At 67.7% G+C, this 17,757-nt stretch carries 20 protein-coding genes; 13 read left to right on the top strand and 7 right to left on the bottom strand.

Annotated elements, in window-relative coordinates; translation table 11 throughout:
- Window positions 1-440: 440 nt before the first annotated feature.
- Together OG714_RS54915 and OG714_RS54910 are read right to left on the bottom strand one after the other, a co-directional pair.
- On the bottom strand, window positions 441-1,265 hold the full coding sequence (locus tag OG714_RS54915) for a hypothetical protein (protein WP_331732321.1): 825 nt from the start codon (window positions 1,263-1,265) through the stop codon (window positions 441-443).
- Between the two features lie 297 nt (window positions 1,266-1,562).
- A complete protein-coding gene (locus tag OG714_RS54910; protein ID WP_406132302.1) occupies window positions 1,563-1,781 on the bottom strand; it encodes a helix-turn-helix domain-containing protein in 219 nt (72 codons plus the stop codon).
- Between the two features lie 155 nt (window positions 1,782-1,936).
- Here OG714_RS54910 and OG714_RS54905 point away from each other — a divergent pair, with 155 nt between their 5' ends.
- The 4 genes from OG714_RS54905 to OG714_RS54890 all read left to right on the top strand — a co-directional run bounded on the left by OG714_RS54905 (window position 1,937) and on the right by OG714_RS54890 (window position 4,799).
- Window positions 1,937-2,476: a UTRA domain-containing protein gene (locus OG714_RS54905; protein WP_331732315.1), complete on the top strand. Its 540-nt coding sequence runs from the start codon at window positions 1,937-1,939 to the stop codon at window positions 2,474-2,476.
- The gene (locus OG714_RS54900; RefSeq protein ID WP_331732312.1) at window positions 2,477-3,244 is read left to right on the top strand and encodes a GntR family transcriptional regulator; all 768 of its coding nucleotides are present in this window, start codon (window positions 2,477-2,479) and stop codon (window positions 3,242-3,244) included. It abuts the gene before it with no gap.
- A gap of 230 nt (window positions 3,245-3,474) precedes the next feature.
- Entirely contained in the window at window positions 3,475-4,257 is a 783-nt protein-coding gene (locus tag OG714_RS54895; protein ID WP_331732309.1) for a GntR family transcriptional regulator, read from the top strand.
- A complete protein-coding gene (locus tag OG714_RS54890) occupies window positions 4,254-4,799 on the top strand; it encodes a GNAT family N-acetyltransferase (protein WP_331732306.1) in 546 nt (181 codons plus the stop codon). The genes OG714_RS54895 and OG714_RS54890 overlap by 4 nt, the downstream gene beginning before the upstream one ends.
- Before the next feature lie 4 nt (window positions 4,800-4,803).
- Here OG714_RS54890 and OG714_RS54885 read toward each other — a convergent pair whose 3' ends face one another.
- The gene (locus OG714_RS54885) at window positions 4,804-5,442 is read right to left on the bottom strand and encodes a hypothetical protein (RefSeq protein ID WP_331732303.1); all 639 of its coding nucleotides are present in this window, start codon (window positions 5,440-5,442) and stop codon (window positions 4,804-4,806) included.
- Between the two features lie 831 nt (window positions 5,443-6,273).
- Between OG714_RS54885 and OG714_RS54880 the strand changes: the two genes are divergently transcribed.
- Entirely contained in the window at window positions 6,274-7,479 is a 1,206-nt protein-coding gene (locus tag OG714_RS54880) for a hypothetical protein (RefSeq protein ID WP_406132301.1), read from the top strand.
- Between the two features lie 193 nt (window positions 7,480-7,672).
- Window positions 7,673-8,326 (top strand): hypothetical protein, encoded by a 654-nt coding sequence (locus OG714_RS54875; protein ID WP_406132300.1) that lies wholly within the window; start codon window positions 7,673-7,675, stop codon window positions 8,324-8,326.
- Between the two features lie 176 nt (window positions 8,327-8,502).
- Here the strand turns inward: OG714_RS54875 and OG714_RS54870 are convergent, their stop codons facing one another.
- Window positions 8,503-8,889: a hypothetical protein gene (locus OG714_RS54870; RefSeq protein ID WP_331732295.1), complete on the bottom strand. Its 387-nt coding sequence runs from the start codon at window positions 8,887-8,889 to the stop codon at window positions 8,503-8,505.
- Window positions 8,890-9,556: 667 nt separating this feature from the next.
- Here OG714_RS54870 and OG714_RS54865 point away from each other — a divergent pair.
- Both OG714_RS54865 and OG714_RS54860 read left to right on the top strand, forming a co-directional pair.
- Window positions 9,557-10,129 carry an RNA polymerase sigma factor gene (locus tag OG714_RS54865; RefSeq protein ID WP_331732292.1) on the top strand — a complete coding sequence of 191 codons (573 nt, stop codon included), beginning with the start codon at window positions 9,557-9,559 and terminating at the stop codon, window positions 10,127-10,129.
- A 46-nt stretch (window positions 10,130-10,175) separates the two neighbouring features.
- Window positions 10,176-10,907, top strand: a complete 732-nt coding sequence (locus OG714_RS54860; RefSeq protein WP_406132299.1) for a hypothetical protein — start codon at window positions 10,176-10,178, stop codon at window positions 10,905-10,907.
- 365 nt (window positions 10,908-11,272) lie between these two features.
- Here OG714_RS54860 and OG714_RS54855 read toward each other — a convergent pair whose 3' ends face one another.
- Genes OG714_RS54855 through OG714_RS54845 form a run of 3 tightly spaced genes read right to left on the bottom strand, consistent with a single transcriptional unit; the run spans window position 11,273 to window position 13,303 of the window.
- Window positions 11,273-12,115: a DUF4238 domain-containing protein gene (locus tag OG714_RS54855; protein WP_331732285.1), complete on the bottom strand. Its 843-nt coding sequence runs from the start codon at window positions 12,113-12,115 to the stop codon at window positions 11,273-11,275.
- A gap of 4 nt (window positions 12,116-12,119) precedes the next feature.
- Entirely contained in the window at window positions 12,120-12,650 is a 531-nt protein-coding gene (locus tag OG714_RS54850) for a hypothetical protein (protein WP_331732283.1), read from the bottom strand.
- Complete coding sequence (locus tag OG714_RS54845; protein WP_331732281.1) at window positions 12,647-13,303, bottom strand: hypothetical protein; 657 nt, start codon at window positions 13,301-13,303, stop codon at window positions 12,647-12,649. The genes OG714_RS54850 and OG714_RS54845 overlap by 4 nt, the downstream gene beginning before the upstream one ends.
- Window positions 13,304-13,791: 488 nt before the next feature.
- Here OG714_RS54845 and OG714_RS54840 point away from each other — a divergent pair, with 488 nt between their 5' ends.
- From OG714_RS54840 to OG714_RS54820, 5 genes are all read left to right on the top strand, one after another.
- On the top strand, window positions 13,792-14,142 hold the full coding sequence (locus OG714_RS54840; RefSeq protein WP_331732278.1) for a hypothetical protein: 351 nt from the start codon (window positions 13,792-13,794) through the stop codon (window positions 14,140-14,142).
- Window positions 14,142-14,963 (top strand): hypothetical protein, encoded by an 822-nt coding sequence (locus OG714_RS54835; RefSeq protein ID WP_331732275.1) that lies wholly within the window; start codon window positions 14,142-14,144, stop codon window positions 14,961-14,963. Before OG714_RS54840 ends, OG714_RS54835 begins: the two co-directional genes overlap by 1 nt.
- Window positions 14,964-15,090: 127 nt before the next feature.
- Window positions 15,091-15,861 carry a hypothetical protein gene (locus tag OG714_RS54830; protein ID WP_331732272.1) on the top strand — a complete coding sequence of 257 codons (771 nt, stop codon included), beginning with the start codon at window positions 15,091-15,093 and terminating at the stop codon, window positions 15,859-15,861.
- A gap of 72 nt (window positions 15,862-15,933) precedes the next feature.
- A complete protein-coding gene (locus OG714_RS54825) occupies window positions 15,934-16,599 on the top strand; it encodes a DUF6919 domain-containing protein (RefSeq protein WP_406132298.1) in 666 nt (221 codons plus the stop codon).
- On the top strand, window positions 16,596-17,294 hold the full coding sequence (locus OG714_RS54820; RefSeq protein WP_406132297.1) for a hypothetical protein: 699 nt from the start codon (window positions 16,596-16,598) through the stop codon (window positions 17,292-17,294). The genes OG714_RS54825 and OG714_RS54820 overlap by 4 nt, the downstream gene beginning before the upstream one ends.
- Window positions 17,295-17,757: the final 463 nt, after the last annotated feature.

The raw sequence follows: 17,757 nt of genomic DNA, 5'->3' as shown, positions 1-17,757 counted from the left end.
GTCCGGGTCGGAGTCCCCGGTGGCACCGATCGGTCCGGGGGATGCCATCATGTTCTCCAGCAAGGTCGTGTTCCTCTCACGCGATGAACGACAAGCGACCGACAACAGCCCCCGGGGTGCATCCCGGGGGCTGTCCTCGTTTTTCGGGTTTAACTGCTGGGTTGGCCTTCCCTGGCGGAGGCCAACCCAGCGGGACTGCTGACCTGATGAGGTCCTGCTGCCCCCCGCCATCGCCGCACGTCACTCGGGCGGCGATCACAGGTAACGCAGGAACGGCCAGATCGAGCGCGGCAGTTGGATCTCATCGGCGATGACCTAGAAGGTGTACAGCCCGACGGGCTGGGCCTCGTACAGATCAATCGCCTCGCCGAGCGCCTGCCGCAGCTCGTCGTTGCGGCCCCACACAGCCGGGGGCGTGGTTGTTCGGTGTGGGGAGCGGGTCAGGCGGTTGGCTTCTCCAGCGGGAGGCAGGGGCCGCGGTAGTCGGACAGCATGCCCGGCTGGCGTCGCCTGGCCTGGTTGTTCAGGTCTTCCACCGCCGTACCGGAGCGCTTGGCGAGGTGCTTGGAGCCGGTGGTGGCCTTCTGTTGTGTCGCCCAGCCGGCGGACCGGACTTCGGCGGAGTGCTTCTCGTAGGTGCGGTCGAACCGCTCCCGCTCCTGCTCGAAGAACACGCGCAGCGCGCGGCGTTCTGGTTCCTGCCGCAGCAGACGGAGGTAGGTGCCGGCCAGCCGTAGACCGTCGGGGCAGGCCAGGACGATGCCATCGCGGTCAGTGACCGTGCCCTGGCAGGCCTTGCACTCGGCTCGGTGAGCTCGGAAGGCCCGGCGCACCATGTCTGCGCTGATCGGAGTGGGCACCACCTGTGAAGTCGCCGGGGTGGGCGGCGTTTTCGGCTTGCGTCGTACTGGCGTGCGACGCCGGGCCGCGTTGGCCGTGATTGCCTCGCCCAGCCGGTGCTGCCACTCGGACAGTTTCAGGTCCAGCTCTACTGAGCGAAGACTGCCGTTCTCGCAGCGCACCGCGTCTGGAGTACCGGCGCGCTCGCTGTGGTGCGGAACGAGTTTGGGGTGGCGCCCCCAGACACCGGTGATAGGAACCCAGGTGTCGCAGTCCGGGCAGATCAGACTCTCCGTGCCAGGGAGAAGATCGATGTCGTTGGCATGCAGGGTCGAGACCTTGAGACTCGGCTGGTCGTTGACCCGCCGCGTGCGGGCCCTCTTCGCCCGCTTACGGGCCGTCGGCATCGCGGACGTATTAGTCATGATGACTCCTCAGGTACGGAGTGACAGGAGGATGCGTCGCGGGTGCTCTCTCCGCCCGTCAGGGCGCGCGGCGAACCGGCGTCCCTGACGGACGGACAGCGCAACAGCGCTGCGACGTGCACGCAGCAGTCACGGGCCCGGAGGAGTTGAAAGAGCCTCTGAAACTCCGGGTACCACCGAGGTGGCGACTGCTGCGGTGATGCTGGTAGGGGACCGAAGGTCCGGCTCCCTCATCCGGCGCTGTCACAGAGACAGTTCCGGGTGGGAGAGCCGGGTCCACGAGGACCCGGCAGCGCATCAATCGCCGCCCTCTGCCGTGGCCGAGCTGAGGCTGGCCCGGGTCAGGTGCGCCTGTACGGCCTGCTCGGGGACACGGATCGCGCCGCCTCGGGACTTTGATCCCTTCTTACGGGGCTGGCCACTGCGGATTCCTTCCAGCACTCCGCTTGCGATCAGTCGGTAGACCGTCGCCGTGCTGACCTTCAACTCTTCGGCGACTTCCCTCACGTTCAGCACAGAGAGACCTCCCTCAATCGGATACTTCCACAAGCATTCTTCGACTGTACTCATCAAATCAGCACAGTTGCAATAGCTCCAACAGGTTCACACTGTGCTGATACATGCAGCAAGGCGATAGCCTTGGAACCGAAGGCACAGGAGAGGACGACGCAGTGACCAACGCCTGGACGAGCACCTCGATCTCGTACGTCCAACCCCGCCAACCAGGCCAAGTCGATGCCTGGACCGCCGAGGCCGCGCAGGCCGGCAAGAAGGGCGGCCAGCGCCTCACCGAAGTCGGGGAGTGCGTTCCACCAGAGGCGATCGCGGCGGCCCTCCGCCTGACCCCCGGCGAGCCGGCAGTGGTCCGACGTCGCCTGATCCTTGAAGACGACCAGCCCGTTGAGCTCGCGGATTCGTACTACCCAACGCAGATCGCCCGAGGGACGGCCCTCGGAGAGCGAGGCAAGATCCCCGGTGGAGCTCCAACACTCCTCGCTCGACTCGGATATACGGCGGCAGAGGTCGCGGAAGACGTGTCGGCTCGCGAGGCCAGCGCTGACGAACGCGCTGCGCTCAACCTTGCGCCGGGCGCGTGGGTCCTGGTCCTGGCCCGCATCGCAGTCGCCGAAAACGGGCTGCCCATGGAAGCGATGCTGATGACCATGCGAGCGCAGGATCGGCACCTGCACTACCAGATGCGAGTTGACTGAATGCCAAAGCAGCACCCGGATCCTCGGCCACAGCATCGACAGATCGCCGCGGAGATGCGGGCGCTGATCCTCTCTGGCGATATGGCCCCGGAGAGTCGACTTCCGTCCGTCCGTGAGCTCATGGAGACGCACGGCGTCGTCAACCAGACCGTCCAGCGCGCACTGAAGCTCCTTAAAGACGAAGGTCTCATCAGCGGCAAGGCGGGCGCCGGCGTTTTCGTTCGCGGGACGACTCAGCAGGTCATCGACCCCACCTCGTACATGGCACCAGCAGAGGAAGGCGCCGCGTACAGCTGGATTACCGAGGCCGCCAACCGGCAGCAACGAGGCAGTAGCGAGATCATCGACGTCAGCGAGGTCGCGCCCCCCGTGCAAGCGGCTGAAGTGCTGGGGCTTCAGACCGGGGAATCCGCCCTGATGCGCTACCAGTTGCTTCTGCTCGACGACGAGCCGGCCGAACTGGTGCACTCCTACTATCCCGTGGACATCGCGCAAGGAACGGCCCTCATGCACCGTCGACGTATCCGCGGCGGCACCCCAACCCTCCTGGCCGACCTCGGCTACCCCCCACTGGGAAAACTGGATCTCGTCTCCGCACGGCCACCGACCCCCGAAGAGGTCACACGCCTCGAATTGCCAGAAGACGCTGCGGTACTGCGCACCTTCCGCGTTGTCTACACCACGGGCAGACGCCCACTGGAGGTGTCCGTGATGATCAAGGCGGGACACCTGTACGAGGTTCTGTACCGGCAAGGGGAAGCGCTGTAGCGAGAAGCCGGTCACGGCCAGGTTCGTCACGGAGACCTCCGGACCTTCAGGCGCCAACTTGGATGTAGAGACAAGAGACCAACGCGTGGTACCACTTAGACCACTTGGCCCGCTTGGCCAGCTTGTTGGTACAAGTTATAGAGTGATCGTGCTCCTACAGACAGCGCTGAGTCAAGGGGGACCCGGATCTGATGTACCAACAAGAAGGAGTGGTGGGGGAAGATGCCCCCATGAACACCCCTCTTTACCTTCAGGTCGCTGACGCACTCAGAGCGGAGATCAACGACCGCACGTTCCCGCCAGGCGCGGGCCTGCCGTCCGAGCGAGAGTTCATGGACCGCTTCAACGCCTCTCGGAACACCGTGCGCAACGGCCTGAAGAAGCTAGCGGGCGAGGGGCTCATCACCTCGTCCCAGGGGCGTTCCTACCGCGTGGTCGAACGGCAAGTCTTCACCCTCAACACGAGCCGGTTCGAGAACCTCCAGTTCTCGAACCCGGAGGCCGGCGACTCTTACGACAACGAAGTACTGCAAGCTGGCCGTGAGCCGAGGCAGGAGTTCCGAGTGCAACTCGTCGAGCTCCCGGAGGAGGTCGCTGAGCGACTCGGGGTTGAACCCCGATCGTCAGCTGTACTGCGCTACTGCCTGAGGTACGTAGACGACACACCTTGGTCAACACAAGCCACCTACTATCCAAAGTGGTTGGTCGACGATCACCCTCGCCTTGCCGAACCTCGCGACATCGAAGAGGGCACGACTCGCTATCTAGCGAGTCGTGGAATCGACCAGATCGGCACGCTCAACGAGGCCGAGGTGAGGATGCCGTCACCCGTCGAGTCCCGCGAACTGGACATGGGAACCGGCGTCCCCGTACTGATCTGGACTCGAACCGCTTACGCGTCGGACCACCCAGTACGGTGCACAATCTCTACATTCCACGGCAACCTCAACAGATTGACCTGGGAACAAGGTGATCTCAACGCCCTCGGCCAGACCGAGGAGCCCCTTCGTTGATCATCGTTCAGGCATCCGAGAGTGCCCTGCCGCTGCTGCTTGAGTACCGCGCGGAAGCGGCAACGTGGTTGGCGGAACGGGGAATCGATCAGTGGAACAACCCGTTCCCAGCCGACCACATACTTGAGAGCATCCGTGCGGGATCCGTCTACCTCATCAAAGACGGAGACACGACGGCCGCGACCGTCACTCTCGATACCGAGCCCGAACCGGATCTCTGGACTGATGAGGAACTCCGCACCCCGTCCCTCCACCTGCACAAATTGATCGTGCAACGAGGTTACGCGGGCACCGGGCTTGGCAGCCGCATCGTCGACTGGGCTTGTGACCGTTCCGCACACGCAGGCGCGGTGTGGGTCCGCATCAATGTCAACACGGCCAACGCGGCCTTGCAGCGCTACTACTTGGACAACGGCTTCCACTATGTCCGCACTGTCGAAGGCGGCGGTGTTGGAGGCGCCGGCGTCGCCGGATGGCTCGCTCAACGACACGCCGCTCGGAGTGATAGCCACGGGTTCCCTGAACTACCCACGGCCCTCTAGGACATCACCGAGGCACAGCGAACGGAGCAGTGAAGTGCGTGACCGTGGCCTGGTCCGATTCCAACCCGACATCACCATCACCCTCCGGTCGGAGGGCATTCATGGCCGCCCGAAGGGTGGCGGAGCCACGGTCCCAACGCTTCGGAGCGATCAGCTTCAGCCGCGGCGCCTCAGGCGGCGTCATGACCTGGCTCTTGCAGTCGATGACGGGTACGAGGCCCATGTTGTGGGTCCACAGCAGGACCGGCCTTTTCGCCACCAAGGAGCGGAGTTCGAGGCGGGCTACGGGGCCGAGTACGTGGACGCGGCTCCCAAGCCTCTTCGGCTTCCCAATGATGACGAGTCCGTCGAGGTCGTCCACGAGCGCGTCCCAATCGTAGGGCCGTTCCTCGAAGGCGGAGCGGTAGTGCAGGAGTTCGACACCGCTGGGCAGGCCTTCGGTGATGCACGTGAGCCAGCGCTGCCAATTGGTGTCGGTCATGGTCTGCGGGGCGGCACTCACATATACGCGAGCCGGCTCCCCGGCGCGGCGCTCCGCGGCGATGCGATTCATGGCCGCGATGTACCGGCGCTGCTGCTCGGGGCGGGCGAAGGTCTCCACGTCCAGGGGATCGTCATGCGTTGGCATCTGCGTCGCGTGCATACCGCTCATCATGCCCGGACGGCGACCCAAATGGGGAACAGGGCAGGTGACCACGGCGCCTGGCGCTCCGTCAGGAAGCCTTCGTCCATTGACGACACGAGCGGTGCCGGGGTGTCGCCGGAGGATCTAGGAGGGGTACCGTGTCCCCTGAATAAGATCCATATGGACATGGTTGAGCCCCGCGAGGCTGCACTCCGGGGCACGGCCGCAGACCTATCCAGGGAAGGTCTCGACGCGATGAAGGGTACCCGTACCCTCCGACAGGCACACACCAAGGCACCCGCCGTGGCAGCGATGACTCGTACGTCGCTCCGGCTGGGTGCCTTCCATGTCTTCCCGCGCCAGTCCGGCTGCGGGCACACCTCTACCCCAGACGGGGGTGCGATGGAGTAGGTGCGATAGGCGGCGCCCGCTGAGCGGGTCTTCGAGCCGCCGGGACGCCCGGCCACCTCGGTGAGTACGAATCACCTTGGCTGATGGCGTCCCATCTGCCACCGGGTGGGCTTAGCAGGCCCTCCCGAAGGACCTGTCCTTCCGGTTAGCAGCCGGTCGAACAGTTCGATCTTGGTTCTCCCCGAACCAGCGCCAGAGGCGCCTTTTTCATGCCCTCCCGCAACTACTCAGGAGTGCACGACCAATGTTGCAGCATGACGCTGCCCTTTGTCAGCCCATCCGTGCCCGAGTGGCCCCATTTGTGGCGTCTTTCCGGTCACATTCGATGTCACGACTTCGATCGCGCTTGCGCAAATCCGGCGCATGAGCGCAGTTGCGGCGTCGGCGGCCGTCGTTCCGTCACCTCGCTCCGGATCTCTTCCGGTCGGGGTGCTTTCCGTGCCCGTCGTGCTCGCCGAGGAGCAGGTCGTCGCGCGGACGCGGTCGCGGCGTTCCGGACCGCGCCGGTGGCTGCGCTCGGTCGAGTGGCTCGTAGCCGCCGGGCTGCACCCGCGCGCCTCCGCGACGACCGTGACGATCGCGCGCGACCTGGCGGAGCGGATGGACTTCGACTCCGGTCACGTGCGCTACTGCTTGGAGGGCATGGTGGCGCGGCTGGGTCTGTCGCGGGCGACGATCAGCCGACACGTGGCGTATCTGCGGGAGTTGGGATCGCTGGTGTGGGTCGAACGCGGGTGCCGGACGAATGCGCACCGCGCACGCGGCCTGGACGGATATGCAGGGACCGCGACGGTGTACGGCGCGGTCATCCCGGCCATCTACGACGACGCCCACGGCCACATCGTCGTCGGCGACGCCTACGCGGCTCGGATCGTCATCGACCAACGCGGCATCACTCCCGCGTCTCCGGAGCGTGTGGAGGCTGTGGATAACTCGCCTGTGGATAACCGGAGTTCAGAGGCCTGTGAGACCCCTTCCCGTACTTGGGTTAAGCAAGACGGCCAGTTGAAGATGGCGGGGGGTTCTAACTACAGCGCGCGCCAACGCGCGAGCCGGTCGAAGACACGAGTTCACCACCAGAGCACCCCGGTCGAAGGCCGTCGTCGTACGGCGGCGGATGTGCGCCGCGCCGCGCGGACGATCCGGCTGGTGCGCGCCCTGGTCTCCTGGACGCAGACGGTTCCGCTTCGGCGGCTGGAGTTCGTGCTGCGCCCCTTCACCGACCGCGGTCTGGACGCTCACGAGATCGCCGCCGAGCTCACGGCGATGTGTTCTGGCATGCGGTGGCGGCCGCAACGACCGGACGTGTTCATCTCCCAGCGCCTGGCCGTCGTCGCGGCGTACGACCAGCGGCTCGCCGAGGAGACCGAGGCGGGCCGCCGGGCCGTGGCGCCGATGAGCAACCCCGAGTGGGCGGCCTGGATTGAGACCAAGCAGCGCCGCCGGGAGACCGAAGCGGCTGCTGTGCGGCCGCGCAACGACTCCGACCGAGCCGCTGCTCAGGTCGACTGGAACATCTGGCCCGAAGTGGTCGCCCATATGGAAGAAGACCAGGACGACGCCATCGACCTGTACGGCGTAGCTCTGTGCAGGTTTGCTGTCGGGCAGGGCGACCGCCTGGAGCTGACGGGAAATCGGGTGTGAGTGAGCCGTTGCCACAGCCGCCTCACGGACTCTGCTGCCGTGCCGAACGGCGGATGGCCAGATCGCTCACCTTGCGGAGCGGCTCGCGCATACCAGCGCGGTGATGGGGGGCAGAACTCCGGTTCACCGTGACAACCGCGAGGGGGACCGGATGTCTGTGGACTGGCCGACGACCATCACCACGATCGGGGGCGTGGCAGCCGCACTGATCGGCGTGCTGGCCGGCTCAATGCTCACCAGTCGGGCCGACCGAATGCACTGGTCCCGCGACAAGCAGATCGAGGCATGCGCCGCCATCGTTGCCGAGTCGACCCGCATCCAGCTTGCCCTGCGCAGGGCCTGGCGCCACGACGAACCCTTGGACTGGGTGCCCTGGAATGTGGCCCTGGGAACGATCTGGCTTGTCGGTAGCCCGGCTGTTGTCACTGCCGCTGCCGCCATCGACCAGGTCTTCTGGGACCACAGCGAGCAGTTCATCCAGAAGACCGCCACCGGCGAGACGGCCTGGGAAGATGCCAGGGACCGAATGGAAGCCGCGCGGCTGGACTTCATCAACGCCGCCCGACTGCACGTCGATCCCCGGCACAACACGCTCACACAGGTGCCCGACAGCGTCTCCCTTACCCCACACCGCCAGACGGAGCCAGGGCCTATCACCAACCGGACGCACAGCGCCGGACCCATCCACGACCTGAGCTCGGCTACGGGAAGACGGCGTGAACGCGCAAGGCAGGCCTTCCCGTTGGCGGAGCAGAGGATCGACTGGGCGAAGCGCCGGGCTTGTGACCCTCCGACCGCAGGCGCCAGCCGGCCAGAGTGTCAGGGACGTGCAGCGCAACGGTGCTGAGTTTGTCCGGGTCCCGGCTGCTTCCGGCTCCGGTGATGAACACACGGCAAATGGCAGGTAGTTGGGGCGCCACCGAGGACGGTGGCGCCCCGGGATCTACCCGTACGACGGAGCGCCTTTGGGGGCAGCCGCGTGGGCCGGTCGTCAGACGAGGCCGAGCGCGCTGATGTGAGCGGCTACGTCGCCCTACGATCTTGAGGAATCCGCACGCCCTGGTAGCCGGGGCCGAGGGCACGGCGGCGGGACCGGATCGGCGTCGGCTGGCTGACGGCCTGGTGTTCGTCGCCACCGACGTCAGGCTCCCCGTCGCGGGGCGGGAGGCCGAGGGCGGCGCGGGCCCGGGCGAGGTTGCTGCGGATGGCGAGCATGACGTCGGTGGCGTCGGGGTGGGCGTGCATCAAGGCGAGCGCGGTGATCTCCATGGACTCGATTCCGTCCTCTATCGCGGCCGCGCTCCACGCCGAGGGGGCGAGGACGGAGTCGTGCAGCTCGCACGCCGCATCGGCCAGGGTCTCGGCCCGCTCGGCGACACCCGGCGCGGCGGCGCGCTGCAACTGGTCCATGCCGTGGTCAACGACGGTGACGTCGGACGGGTGCTCCCCTATATACGGAGAGCACCCCGAGCCGTGCCCCTACGCCGCGGCGTTGCCCGCGCCGGCGTGGAGCATCTGCTCCTCGATGTCGCGGTGGACGGCCTGGACGCGGAGTTCGCCGAGGTGGTCCATCTGTGCGGCGGCCTCAGAGGCCAGAACTGGAGCCCTGTGGCGACGGCTCGGTGAGGCCGCCTTAGGCGGGACCCCGCTCGCCCACCGCGTGGCGTTGGCCCTGATCGGCGCTCGTACGACTTCCGGTGTCCATGAGGCCGGCCGTCGACCGCGCCCCGCTCCCGAAAAATATCGGACACAGATACGCCAATCGCGTAAACGTTCTGGCCCTCTCGACACATGTATAGGTGTACGCGTTTCAGGGTCGAGACAAAGAAGGTGACTGGTAGATGTGGACGGAGCTGGGGCGGAACGGTCCCGCCTGGGCCACCGCATGCACTGTGCTGCTGTTAGGCGGAGTGCTGAGGCTGCTGGTGGAGCGCGCCCGCCGCAGGACGCTCGTGGCGGTCACGACACGTGCGCCGGCGGGGACGCAGGTCGTCCAGCGAGGCGGTGCGGGCGGGCCTGCCATGTGGATCACCGTAGGGAGCGGCCCCTCGGCCGCCTCCGGTAGCGAGGAGTCCGGATGAGCCGTATCCCACCGAAGCACTGGTCGGAGGTAGGCCTCCTGTACAGGGAGGTCAGCCGTGAACTCGAGGAGTTCGTCAGCCGGTTGCAGGGCAGTCCCGATGCAGCCTCTGATGTCGTTCAGGAGGCGTTCGAAACCGCGGCGATGCGCTGGGGGAGACTCGGGTCTCTGGACCAACAGGCCCAGCGGGCTTGGCTGTTCCGGTTTGCCAGGATCAAGGTGTTCGAAAAATGGCGTTCCGCAGGGCGCCGGGCTCCGATGCCGCACGTCCTTGATTCCCCCTCGGCGTTTGATACGCCGCGGACCGCGTCTGCCAATGTGCTGCTGGAACAGTGCTGGGCCGCCATAGCCGAACTGCCGCCTGTGCGGCGGCGTGTTGCGCTGCTGCGGTGGCAGGGCGACTGGACGCCCCGCGAGATCGCCGAGTATCTCGGCATGACCGCCGGCACGGTACGAGTCCATCTGCACAGGGCCCGCAAAGTGCTTCTTGAAAAGTTCGGGACAGAGGTCCTTTTCCCATCCGACTGGTGGGAGTCATTCCAGGAGGAGGTGCCCAGTGAGCAGCGCTGACAGGCCCCATGACGAGCTCCGTTCTCCCGAGGGGGAGACGCACGGCATGATCACCGTGGAGGAGCTCCTCGGCCAGCTTGATCGTGTCGCCCCCTCGGCGCCGGGCTACGACCAGGCCGGTCTGGACCGGCTGATGGCCTGGATGGCCGCCGACGACCCGGCAGACAGTCTGACCGAGGCCGATGCCGGAACGGGGACCTTCAACAGGCCGGTGAACAGCAAGATCCTCGTCGTGGGAAGCCGGCAGGCAGGCTCAGTCGACTTCATCACAAAGGTCAGCGAATTCAGTGCACCTACGGAATTCCAGGTGCCGGGACGGGATTCGGTGATCACCGGGTTCTTCGGCCGCATCACGCTGTCGGAAGACCTGATGCTGTACACATTCGCCACGCCCGACTCCGTCGACCCGCAGGCGTGGGACATCCTCGGAAAGGACGCCGTAGGCGCAGTGGTGCTGGCCGATCCCCGGCGCATGGTGGACTGCTTCGACGCGCTCAACTACCTCGACGACGCGGGCATGCCCTACGTCCTGGCCATACGCGGGAGTGCAGAACACTGCCCCTGGGACATCCCCAGGATCCGTGAGGCGCTGCAGCTGGCGGGGGACACCCCCGTGCTCTTCTGGGAACCGGACCGCACGCTCAGCGCCGCGGCCGCGCTCATCGCCGTGGTCGAAACGGCACTGGAAAGGCGCCGGAGTGACGACGGGGACGTGCCCCTCGACGAGGAACTCACTGCCCTGACGCTGCTGACGCAGCTAGAGCTGCACCTGCAGTGAGCAGACCACGAGTTACCCAGTGATCTGGAGGGCAGTAGCTCCAGTTGCACGGGAATGATCACCGTGCGCGGGCCTCGTCTCCCGCCAGGGCTTTCCGCCCAGGCGGGAGGGGAGCCTGCCGCGGACTGGGTCCTGCGCCGCCCTCTTCGTCGGGTAGTCCCGAGTTCCGATCCAGAACGTGGGCAACGAGGCCACCTCTCACCTGCGTGTGGCCGAACTGCCCGTCCGCCGACTGGTCTCGTCGGTTTCGACGAACTGTGTCGACCCGGCACTGGAAGAGGTGGAAGGGGCCACCGCGTTCGGACAGGGCGGTGACGTGGTCGATGAGCTCCAGTACGCGCTCGCGCGGCACGCCTCTCACTCGCTCAGATCTCATCGAAGAGAAACTTGCGGGTGATGCCCTGAAAGGAACCGTTGCGAAGCGTCATCGCCTTCTCCACCTCGTTCAGGGTCCGCTCAGCGCTCAGGGCCGCAGCGTCGTCCGGGTGCCCGACGACGAACATTGGCGCAAGCGTCCAGGTCACGGCGTTCAACCAGCGGACCCAGTTCGGGCGCAGCGTCAGGTGGTCGAACCCTCCGGCGCTCTCACCCAGCCAGCCCACTGCGGCAACCCTGGAGTTGAGAGGCAGGTACAGGGCACGACGGCCGCGTGCCCCACGGTCAAACTCCGGGACGTAGCTCCAGGCGCGGTCGTTGAGCGTGAAACGCGGGGCTTCGGGCGGGCTGTGGAGGATCCGCCAGCGCCATTCGCGCAGCGGCACCAGACCGTTTTCGAGCGCTTCGAGCCGCACTCGGTGGACATCGTCGCCGCGGACGTCGGGCTTTCCCCATTCCGCGAGCCACCGGTTGATCGCGTGCTCGAAGTCCGGGTGGCGCACTCCGGCCATGGAGGCGTACACCATCAGCCACTCCCGCTCCGCCGCGGTCTCCGTGCGTTTCTCGAATTCGCCTACCGCGTCTGAAATATGCGGCTCGATCACTTTCCACACCTTGTCGACGACATCCGGGTCGAGGCCATCGGCTGGGTCTTTCAGCCGGTACATCGCCTTGACCCAGCCGATGGTCTCGGCCTTCGTCTCCAGGGCGGCGCCCGACTCCCGTCTGCGCCAGCACACGACCGCGTGCCGTGTGCGCTTGCGGTCAGCTGCGTTCCCGAAGCCGCCGATCAACGCGGCGGGTACGTAGTGCTGTTTGTCTCCCGAGCTCATGAACTCACCCTTGCACCATCAGTGACCGTGCCCGGGACCACAGCGGGGTGCGCTCAGACCGGGCGGTGGGCGTGGAGGAGGTCCTGAGGACGGCCTGCCGCCACTCGACGCGGCTGGCGAACTGGTCCTGGCCGAGGCCGTCCGGGTTGTGCTGCCACTGGGCAAGGTGCTCGGCGACGGCCGCGAGGATGGAGGCGTACCTCGCGTCCATGCCCGGCACAGCTGTCCGCAGGGCTTCGACCGCGGCCACGACCAGGTGGTCGCTCATCAGCGTCGTGGGATCGCCGGCGTCAATTCCTGCGTGGAGTGCGGCGATCGCTTCCCTCAACCCCTCATCCTCTGCCTCGGCCGGTGCCTGCGACAGCGCCTCGCAGAGAACTCGGGCTTCGACGGTGTTGAGCGGGATGATGGTGCTGCCGCTGAACACGTGGTGGAAGGCGCGCAGGAGGACGTCCGTGAGGCGCGGTTTGACGCGCCGGTCGAACAGGCAGTGCGCGCACAGCCAGCCCATCGGGAGGAACCGATCAGGCGTCACCCGATCGGCTCAACCCGGGGCGAGGGAACGGGGTCGGCTGGTCCTGGTGCCCCTCCAGTGCGGGTTCGCCAGTCGGAGTTCAGCTCGAAGACCATTCGGGCGATGTTCAGCCCGGTCTCGAACGGCATGTCGTAGAAGCGCTCTCGATAGTGCGGCCGCCGGTGGACCCTTCCGCCGACGCTCAGCACGACGCGTTCCAGCGCCTGGGCATCGTCCACACCGGGCGACGCCCAGCCGGCCACGAGTCCGTAGCCGTGAGGTTCCGCAGCCCGGCAGTGATCCACCACACGGTTGATCAAGTTCGTCGTCCGTCCGAACATGCAGTACTGGCGCGCTCCTTGGAACTCCAGAACGTAGATCCGGGCCGCTCGTGGGCGATCGGCTTCGACGTAGCCGGCCAACTGCTGCTGGACGCACTCTTGGGCCAGTTCGCTGGTCTCCGTCAAAGGCGCCTGAGGGTAGTCGGGAAGGGTGCCAGCGCGGAGTTCCGCTCGGGCCAGCTCAACGATGGCAGGCACATGCGGATCCACGGGCGGGAGCACCGGCGTTGTGAGCCGCACCCGCCCGAAGTCAACATCCAGTTCCAGCGAGCCGCGATAGTCGGGATCCCAGGGTCCGTACAGGACCTCCATCACGTTCTGAGCCTCAGTCACCAGGCCAGCATGGCGCAGGGGTCTGACAGTGCAGAGGCGTCGCCCCCGGAGAGAGCCGGTCAATCCGCGGCGCTGCCGTCCGTCTCGGCGGCGTCGGGACCGGCCGGCGAGAACGGCATGCTCCCATGGTCCGTCCTGGAGCCTGACGGCATGGCCGCTGGGCAGGGAGGAGCGACAGCCGAGGGGGTGTCAGCGGCTGACCATGCGCAGGCACACAGGTTGAGCAGGGGGAATGGTCGAGATGCGGAATGCCGTGAGCATCAGTTGTCGCCGCACCGTTTGGTGCGCGAGTTGTCATGGGGTGACGTTCGATCACGTCACGTTTTCCCGGTTCCGAGGGGTTGCGATCACCCGCATTATTATCTAGTATCGAATTAACAACTTGTTCCGGGTGACGCCGGAGCGCCCACGCCGAACACGAAGGGAAGCCCCGCAATGGAGGCAGCGTCAGCAGTGCAGCTCCTTATGGGATGTGGAGGAGCCCGCCCGTGAAAATCAGCGAACGCACCAGCCCCACCCGCTACCGGGCCGCCCTCGTGGGCGCGGCGCTCCGCTCGGGAGTCGCCCACGATGCGCCCGACGCCGACCTCGACCAGGCCGCCGTCGCGGCGGGCATGCGACCGCCGGCCCTCGCTGATTCGCGCGAGGCCGTCCGGGATGCCCTTCAGTGCCCGGTGGACTTCATGGACGTCACCGACAGCCCGGACGCCGTCGTCGGCGGCAACGACATCGGGCAGGCCGTGTTCGACGCCGCCAGCGAGCTCCGCCCGCTGGTCGTCGTCGACCACCGCGGCCGCCCGGTCGTGATGGTGCCGCAGCCCGTTGAGGAGTCGGCGTGATGGCCGGCACGAACGCTCCTGGGACCCGCGGGATCACCACTACCCCGGCCACGCCTCTTGCTCCCGGCGACCTGATCTTCGTGTACACCGGCCCCGGCCTCGTCACCCGCCTGGAAGGGTCGGCTCTGAGCGTCATCGAGATGATGTTCGGTGACGGTCCCGAGGCCACCCGCGAGCGGCGGGTCGCCGTCTTCCGCGACGCCGACGGCAACCTCGACATCAGCCGGTACGTCTCACCCCTCGCCGCCGTCGAAGCGTCCTGGCACCTCGTCAATCCCGCCGGCGACATCGTCCACGGTGGCCCCCGCGGCGAGGAGCCGTGCCGGACGCCCGACGAGCTCGAAGCGGACCGCGCCTCCGGCCGGTACACGTTCCTCCAGGGCGCGGTAACTGTCCACGGCATCCCCACCACCGCACAGCGCTCGCCGTCCGCCGACGCCGACTGGGTGCACGAGGCCCCTTCGGAGGCCGGGTTCAGTGCGGCGCGCGGCGGCATGTACCGCTGGTACGAGCCGGACTCCGGCCAGCTCGCCACCCCCGGCGAACCCGCCCCCGCGACGGATACGCCGGACCGCTCCGTGGCCACCGGCCCGTACGCGCAGGCCCTCGCGGCCGCCACGAAGGCCGGCGCCCGCCACGCCGACGACGCCGGACTGATGGCGCTCTTCTGCGCCGCCGACCTGGAGATCCTGGTCGGCGCTGTCTCACCCCAGCTGGTGTGGGAGGGAGCGCAGCGCGCCGGGCTGTCCGCCGCTGACCTGGTGAGCCTGTGCGCCGAGGACGTCATGGCGGTCGACGAGCTCCAGTGGACGACCGCCTGACGCCTCGCGCGTCCGCTCGTTTCCCTGCGGGCTGACCTCACCAGCGCCATCGGCACTTCCGAGCACGAACCCCTTCGCCCCGGCCACCCGGCCGGGGCGAACTCCAGGCTTCTGCGAGGCGATTGCGATGACCACCCCGACCACCACTACTCCACCGGCCGCGCCCCGTCCCACCACCGCGGTGACACCCCTGCTCCTCGCGCGCACCCGGCGTACGAGCAGCTCGGAGTACTGCCTGCCGGCCTGGTACGACGAGCAGCACATGCGCGAGTACGCGATCGAGCGTCTCAGCCGTGCCGAGGTCGAAGCGACCGTCCGGCGCTACCTGGAGGTCAAGCGGGCCAGCGAACCCCTGCGTCGTACCCCCGGCAACGAGCTGACCCGCGAGCAGTGGCAGGCCATGTGGGACGCGGACGACGAGCTGGGCGACCTCTACCGGCGGCTCGACCGCGCCTGCGCTCTGATCTACCTGCCGGACGGCTACCGGCCCCAGCACCTGGACCATCTGGTCGAGGCCTACCGGGCCGGCAGGATCCTGCCGGGTCCCCGCCAGCCCGTGCCGATGCCGGGCGGCCTCCTCGTCGAGCACCACACCAGCCTGGGTGCCTGCCTCAAGGCGCTGTCGCGGATCCGGGCCGGCGAGCGCGTCGAGGCCACGGCGACGATCGCCGCGGTGGGGCGGTTCGGCGCACACGTACGCCTCCTGCTGGAAAGCAGCGACGACGAGAGTGCGTACGCCCGGGTGTCCGCCGACCGCTTCGCCGCAGCCGAGCAGTCCCTCGGCCGTCGGCTCAAGGCAGGCGACCGGGTGCTGGTGCGCGGCTACGTCGAGCAGGAGCCCGCCCTGCGCCCCGGTGCCCGGAGCGTCGAGGTCGGCTCGTTCCGGGCCGTGGCATGAGCCGGACCACCAACTTCCTGCTGCCCTCCGCCGCGAGCCGCACGCGGACGGCGGAGGGCAGCACGCCCGCCCGTGTCCTCGGAATGGTGGGGGAGGGGCGAGCGCTGCTTGCACGGACCTCGGCGCGACGCCGGCCGCAGGCGTCGCGCCGAGGTCCGTGCCTGGCAGAGCGCGCGGACGTTCGAGGACGTGGCGGTCTTGACTGCCCAGTGGCTGCGGGGACTGCTGCTCTTCCACCCCAACGGCCATCGCGGCGGCACCGATCCGGAGACGCTCCCGTTGGTGGACGTGCTCGCGGCCGCCAACCGTGCCGGGATTCTCACGGTCCAGTCCCAGCCCGGCGAACTCGCCGCGCTGCACGGGCGTCCGTGGCGGCAGCGGGCGTTCGTCACCGCGTTCGTCGCGGACCCGGCTCTGGCCCGGGCCCTGCACGCGCGGGCCGCCGAGGCCGGACTGGTCGTACGGGCGTACCCGCCGCGATGCCGTGCCGGCGAGCACGGTGCACGAGACGCCGTCGACGTCACGTTCTGGGAGGGCCACGGCGTCATGACCGCGATCGGGGACCGGATGCCGCCACGCGCGGTAGGCCGTACGTTCCCCGGCTGCGACCGCCAGGCCGTACGCGAGGTCGTCGGCGCCTGGCAGGTCACGCTCATCGATCCGGAATGGGGCCGGGACACTCTGCTGTGGCCCTTCCTCACCCGTTTCCTCAACTCCCAGGAAGGCGAACCGACTTGAACGCCGTGCGTAAGGCCGGTCCCGAACCCGCCGGTGGTCCACCCGTGAGGGACGCCCTGGAGGACGGGGCGGAGGACTCCACCGTCCCCGCCACCTCCATGGTCGACGCCTGGGGGACCTTCAACGACGGCACGAAGAAGCCGGTGCTGGCGGTGGCGCTGCCCTATGAGGTTCAGCGCCGGTCGGCCGCGTACCACGAGGCCGGACACGCCGTCGTGACCGCCGCCTACGGGGCCCACATCAAGGTCACCGGCGTCCTGGACCTGCCCGCCGCAGACGGAGGGTGGTCACTCACCGGGCGCACCGAGTTCGACGGGCCGCCGATCCCGTTCTGGCGGTATGCCGCCCAGTGCGCCGCCGGTGAACGCGCGCAGGCCCGCTACTTCAACGCCGCCGGCCTCTGGTCCTCCGACACCCGGGCCCTGTGCGCCAACCATGACGACTTCGCGTCCACCAGCACCTGGTTCCAGAACGCCGGCCTGGTGCTCACCCGCGATGAGGACCTACCGGACGAGGGCACGTCCGGCATGTCGTGGACCACGGCCTGCCGGATCGCCGACCTCATGCTGTCGATGCTGTGGCCGCAGGTGGAAGCCGTGGCCGCCGGCATCGACGCGCGCGGTCTGCTGACCGGGGACCAGGCCGCCGAGCTCGCTGGCGCCACGAATCCGCCGCCGTACCGCAACCGCGGCTGACTACGCACGAACCCACAAGACCCGCCCGGCGCTCCGCGCCGAGCGAGCACCCCCACCACCATGAAGGGGAACACTTCTTCTCCCGGTATTTCCAAGCGCTCTCATCGAAGGGCGGCCCCGTAGGGGCCGCCAAGCACTGTGTGCGCGTTGCTTCGTTACCTCCGACGGTTGTGGGTTCTCTCAGCCGGAGGGGTAGTGGATCTTTTCTTTGCCAGCCGGGCCCGCGTACAGGAACGGCCTGGCCTGTACGGCAGCGTCGGGGAGGAGGCCGTACGGCGGTTGGACTCCAGGGCCTTGCCGGACCGTCTGCTCGTCATCGTTGACGACCAGATGCGGCCGGTAGAACCCGCCTGTTCCTGGTTTCGCCACCTGGCCTACCTGGGGCGCGATCCGAGCACCACGCCAACGGCACCCTCACGCCGTTCCCCCTGCCCGCTCTGGTACAAGCAGACCGGGATATGCG

The organism is Streptomyces sp. NBC_00989 (assembly GCF_045162655.1).
Taxonomy (GTDB): domain Bacteria; phylum Actinomycetota; class Actinomycetes; order Streptomycetales; family Streptomycetaceae; genus Streptomyces.
Note: the sequence above shows the minus strand (reverse complement) of the source record. Positions and strands in the feature narration are given on the sequence as shown.

Excerpts from the sequence above, each read along its gene's own strand:
- OG714_RS54915 (WP_331732321.1), bottom strand. The coding sequence starts at position 1,265 with ATGACTAATACGTCCGCGATGCCGACGGCCCGTAAGCGGGCGAAGAGG.
- OG714_RS54830 (WP_331732272.1), top strand. The coding sequence starts at position 15,091 with ATGACCACCCCGACCACCACTACTCCACCGGCCGCGCCCCGTCCCACC.
- OG714_RS54855 (WP_331732285.1), bottom strand. The coding sequence starts at position 12,115 with ATGAGCTCGGGAGACAAACAGCACTACGTACCCGCCGCGTTGATCGGC.
- OG714_RS54835 (WP_331732275.1), top strand. The coding sequence starts at position 14,142 with ATGGCCGGCACGAACGCTCCTGGGACCCGCGGGATCACCACTACCCCG.
- OG714_RS54860 (WP_406132299.1), top strand. The coding sequence starts at position 10,176 with ATGATCACCGTGGAGGAGCTCCTCGGCCAGCTTGATCGTGTCGCCCCC.
- OG714_RS54895 (WP_331732309.1), top strand. The coding sequence starts at position 3,475 with ATGAACACCCCTCTTTACCTTCAGGTCGCTGACGCACTCAGAGCGGAG.
- OG714_RS54900 (WP_331732312.1), top strand. The coding sequence starts at position 2,477 with ATGCCAAAGCAGCACCCGGATCCTCGGCCACAGCATCGACAGATCGCC.
- OG714_RS54885 (WP_331732303.1), bottom strand. The coding sequence starts at position 5,442 with ATGCACGCGACGCAGATGCCAACGCATGACGATCCCCTGGACGTGGAG.
- OG714_RS54865 (WP_331732292.1), top strand. The coding sequence starts at position 9,557 with ATGAGCCGTATCCCACCGAAGCACTGGTCGGAGGTAGGCCTCCTGTAC.
- OG714_RS54870 (WP_331732295.1), bottom strand. The coding sequence starts at position 8,889 with ATGGACCAGTTGCAGCGCGCCGCCGCGCCGGGTGTCGCCGAGCGGGCC.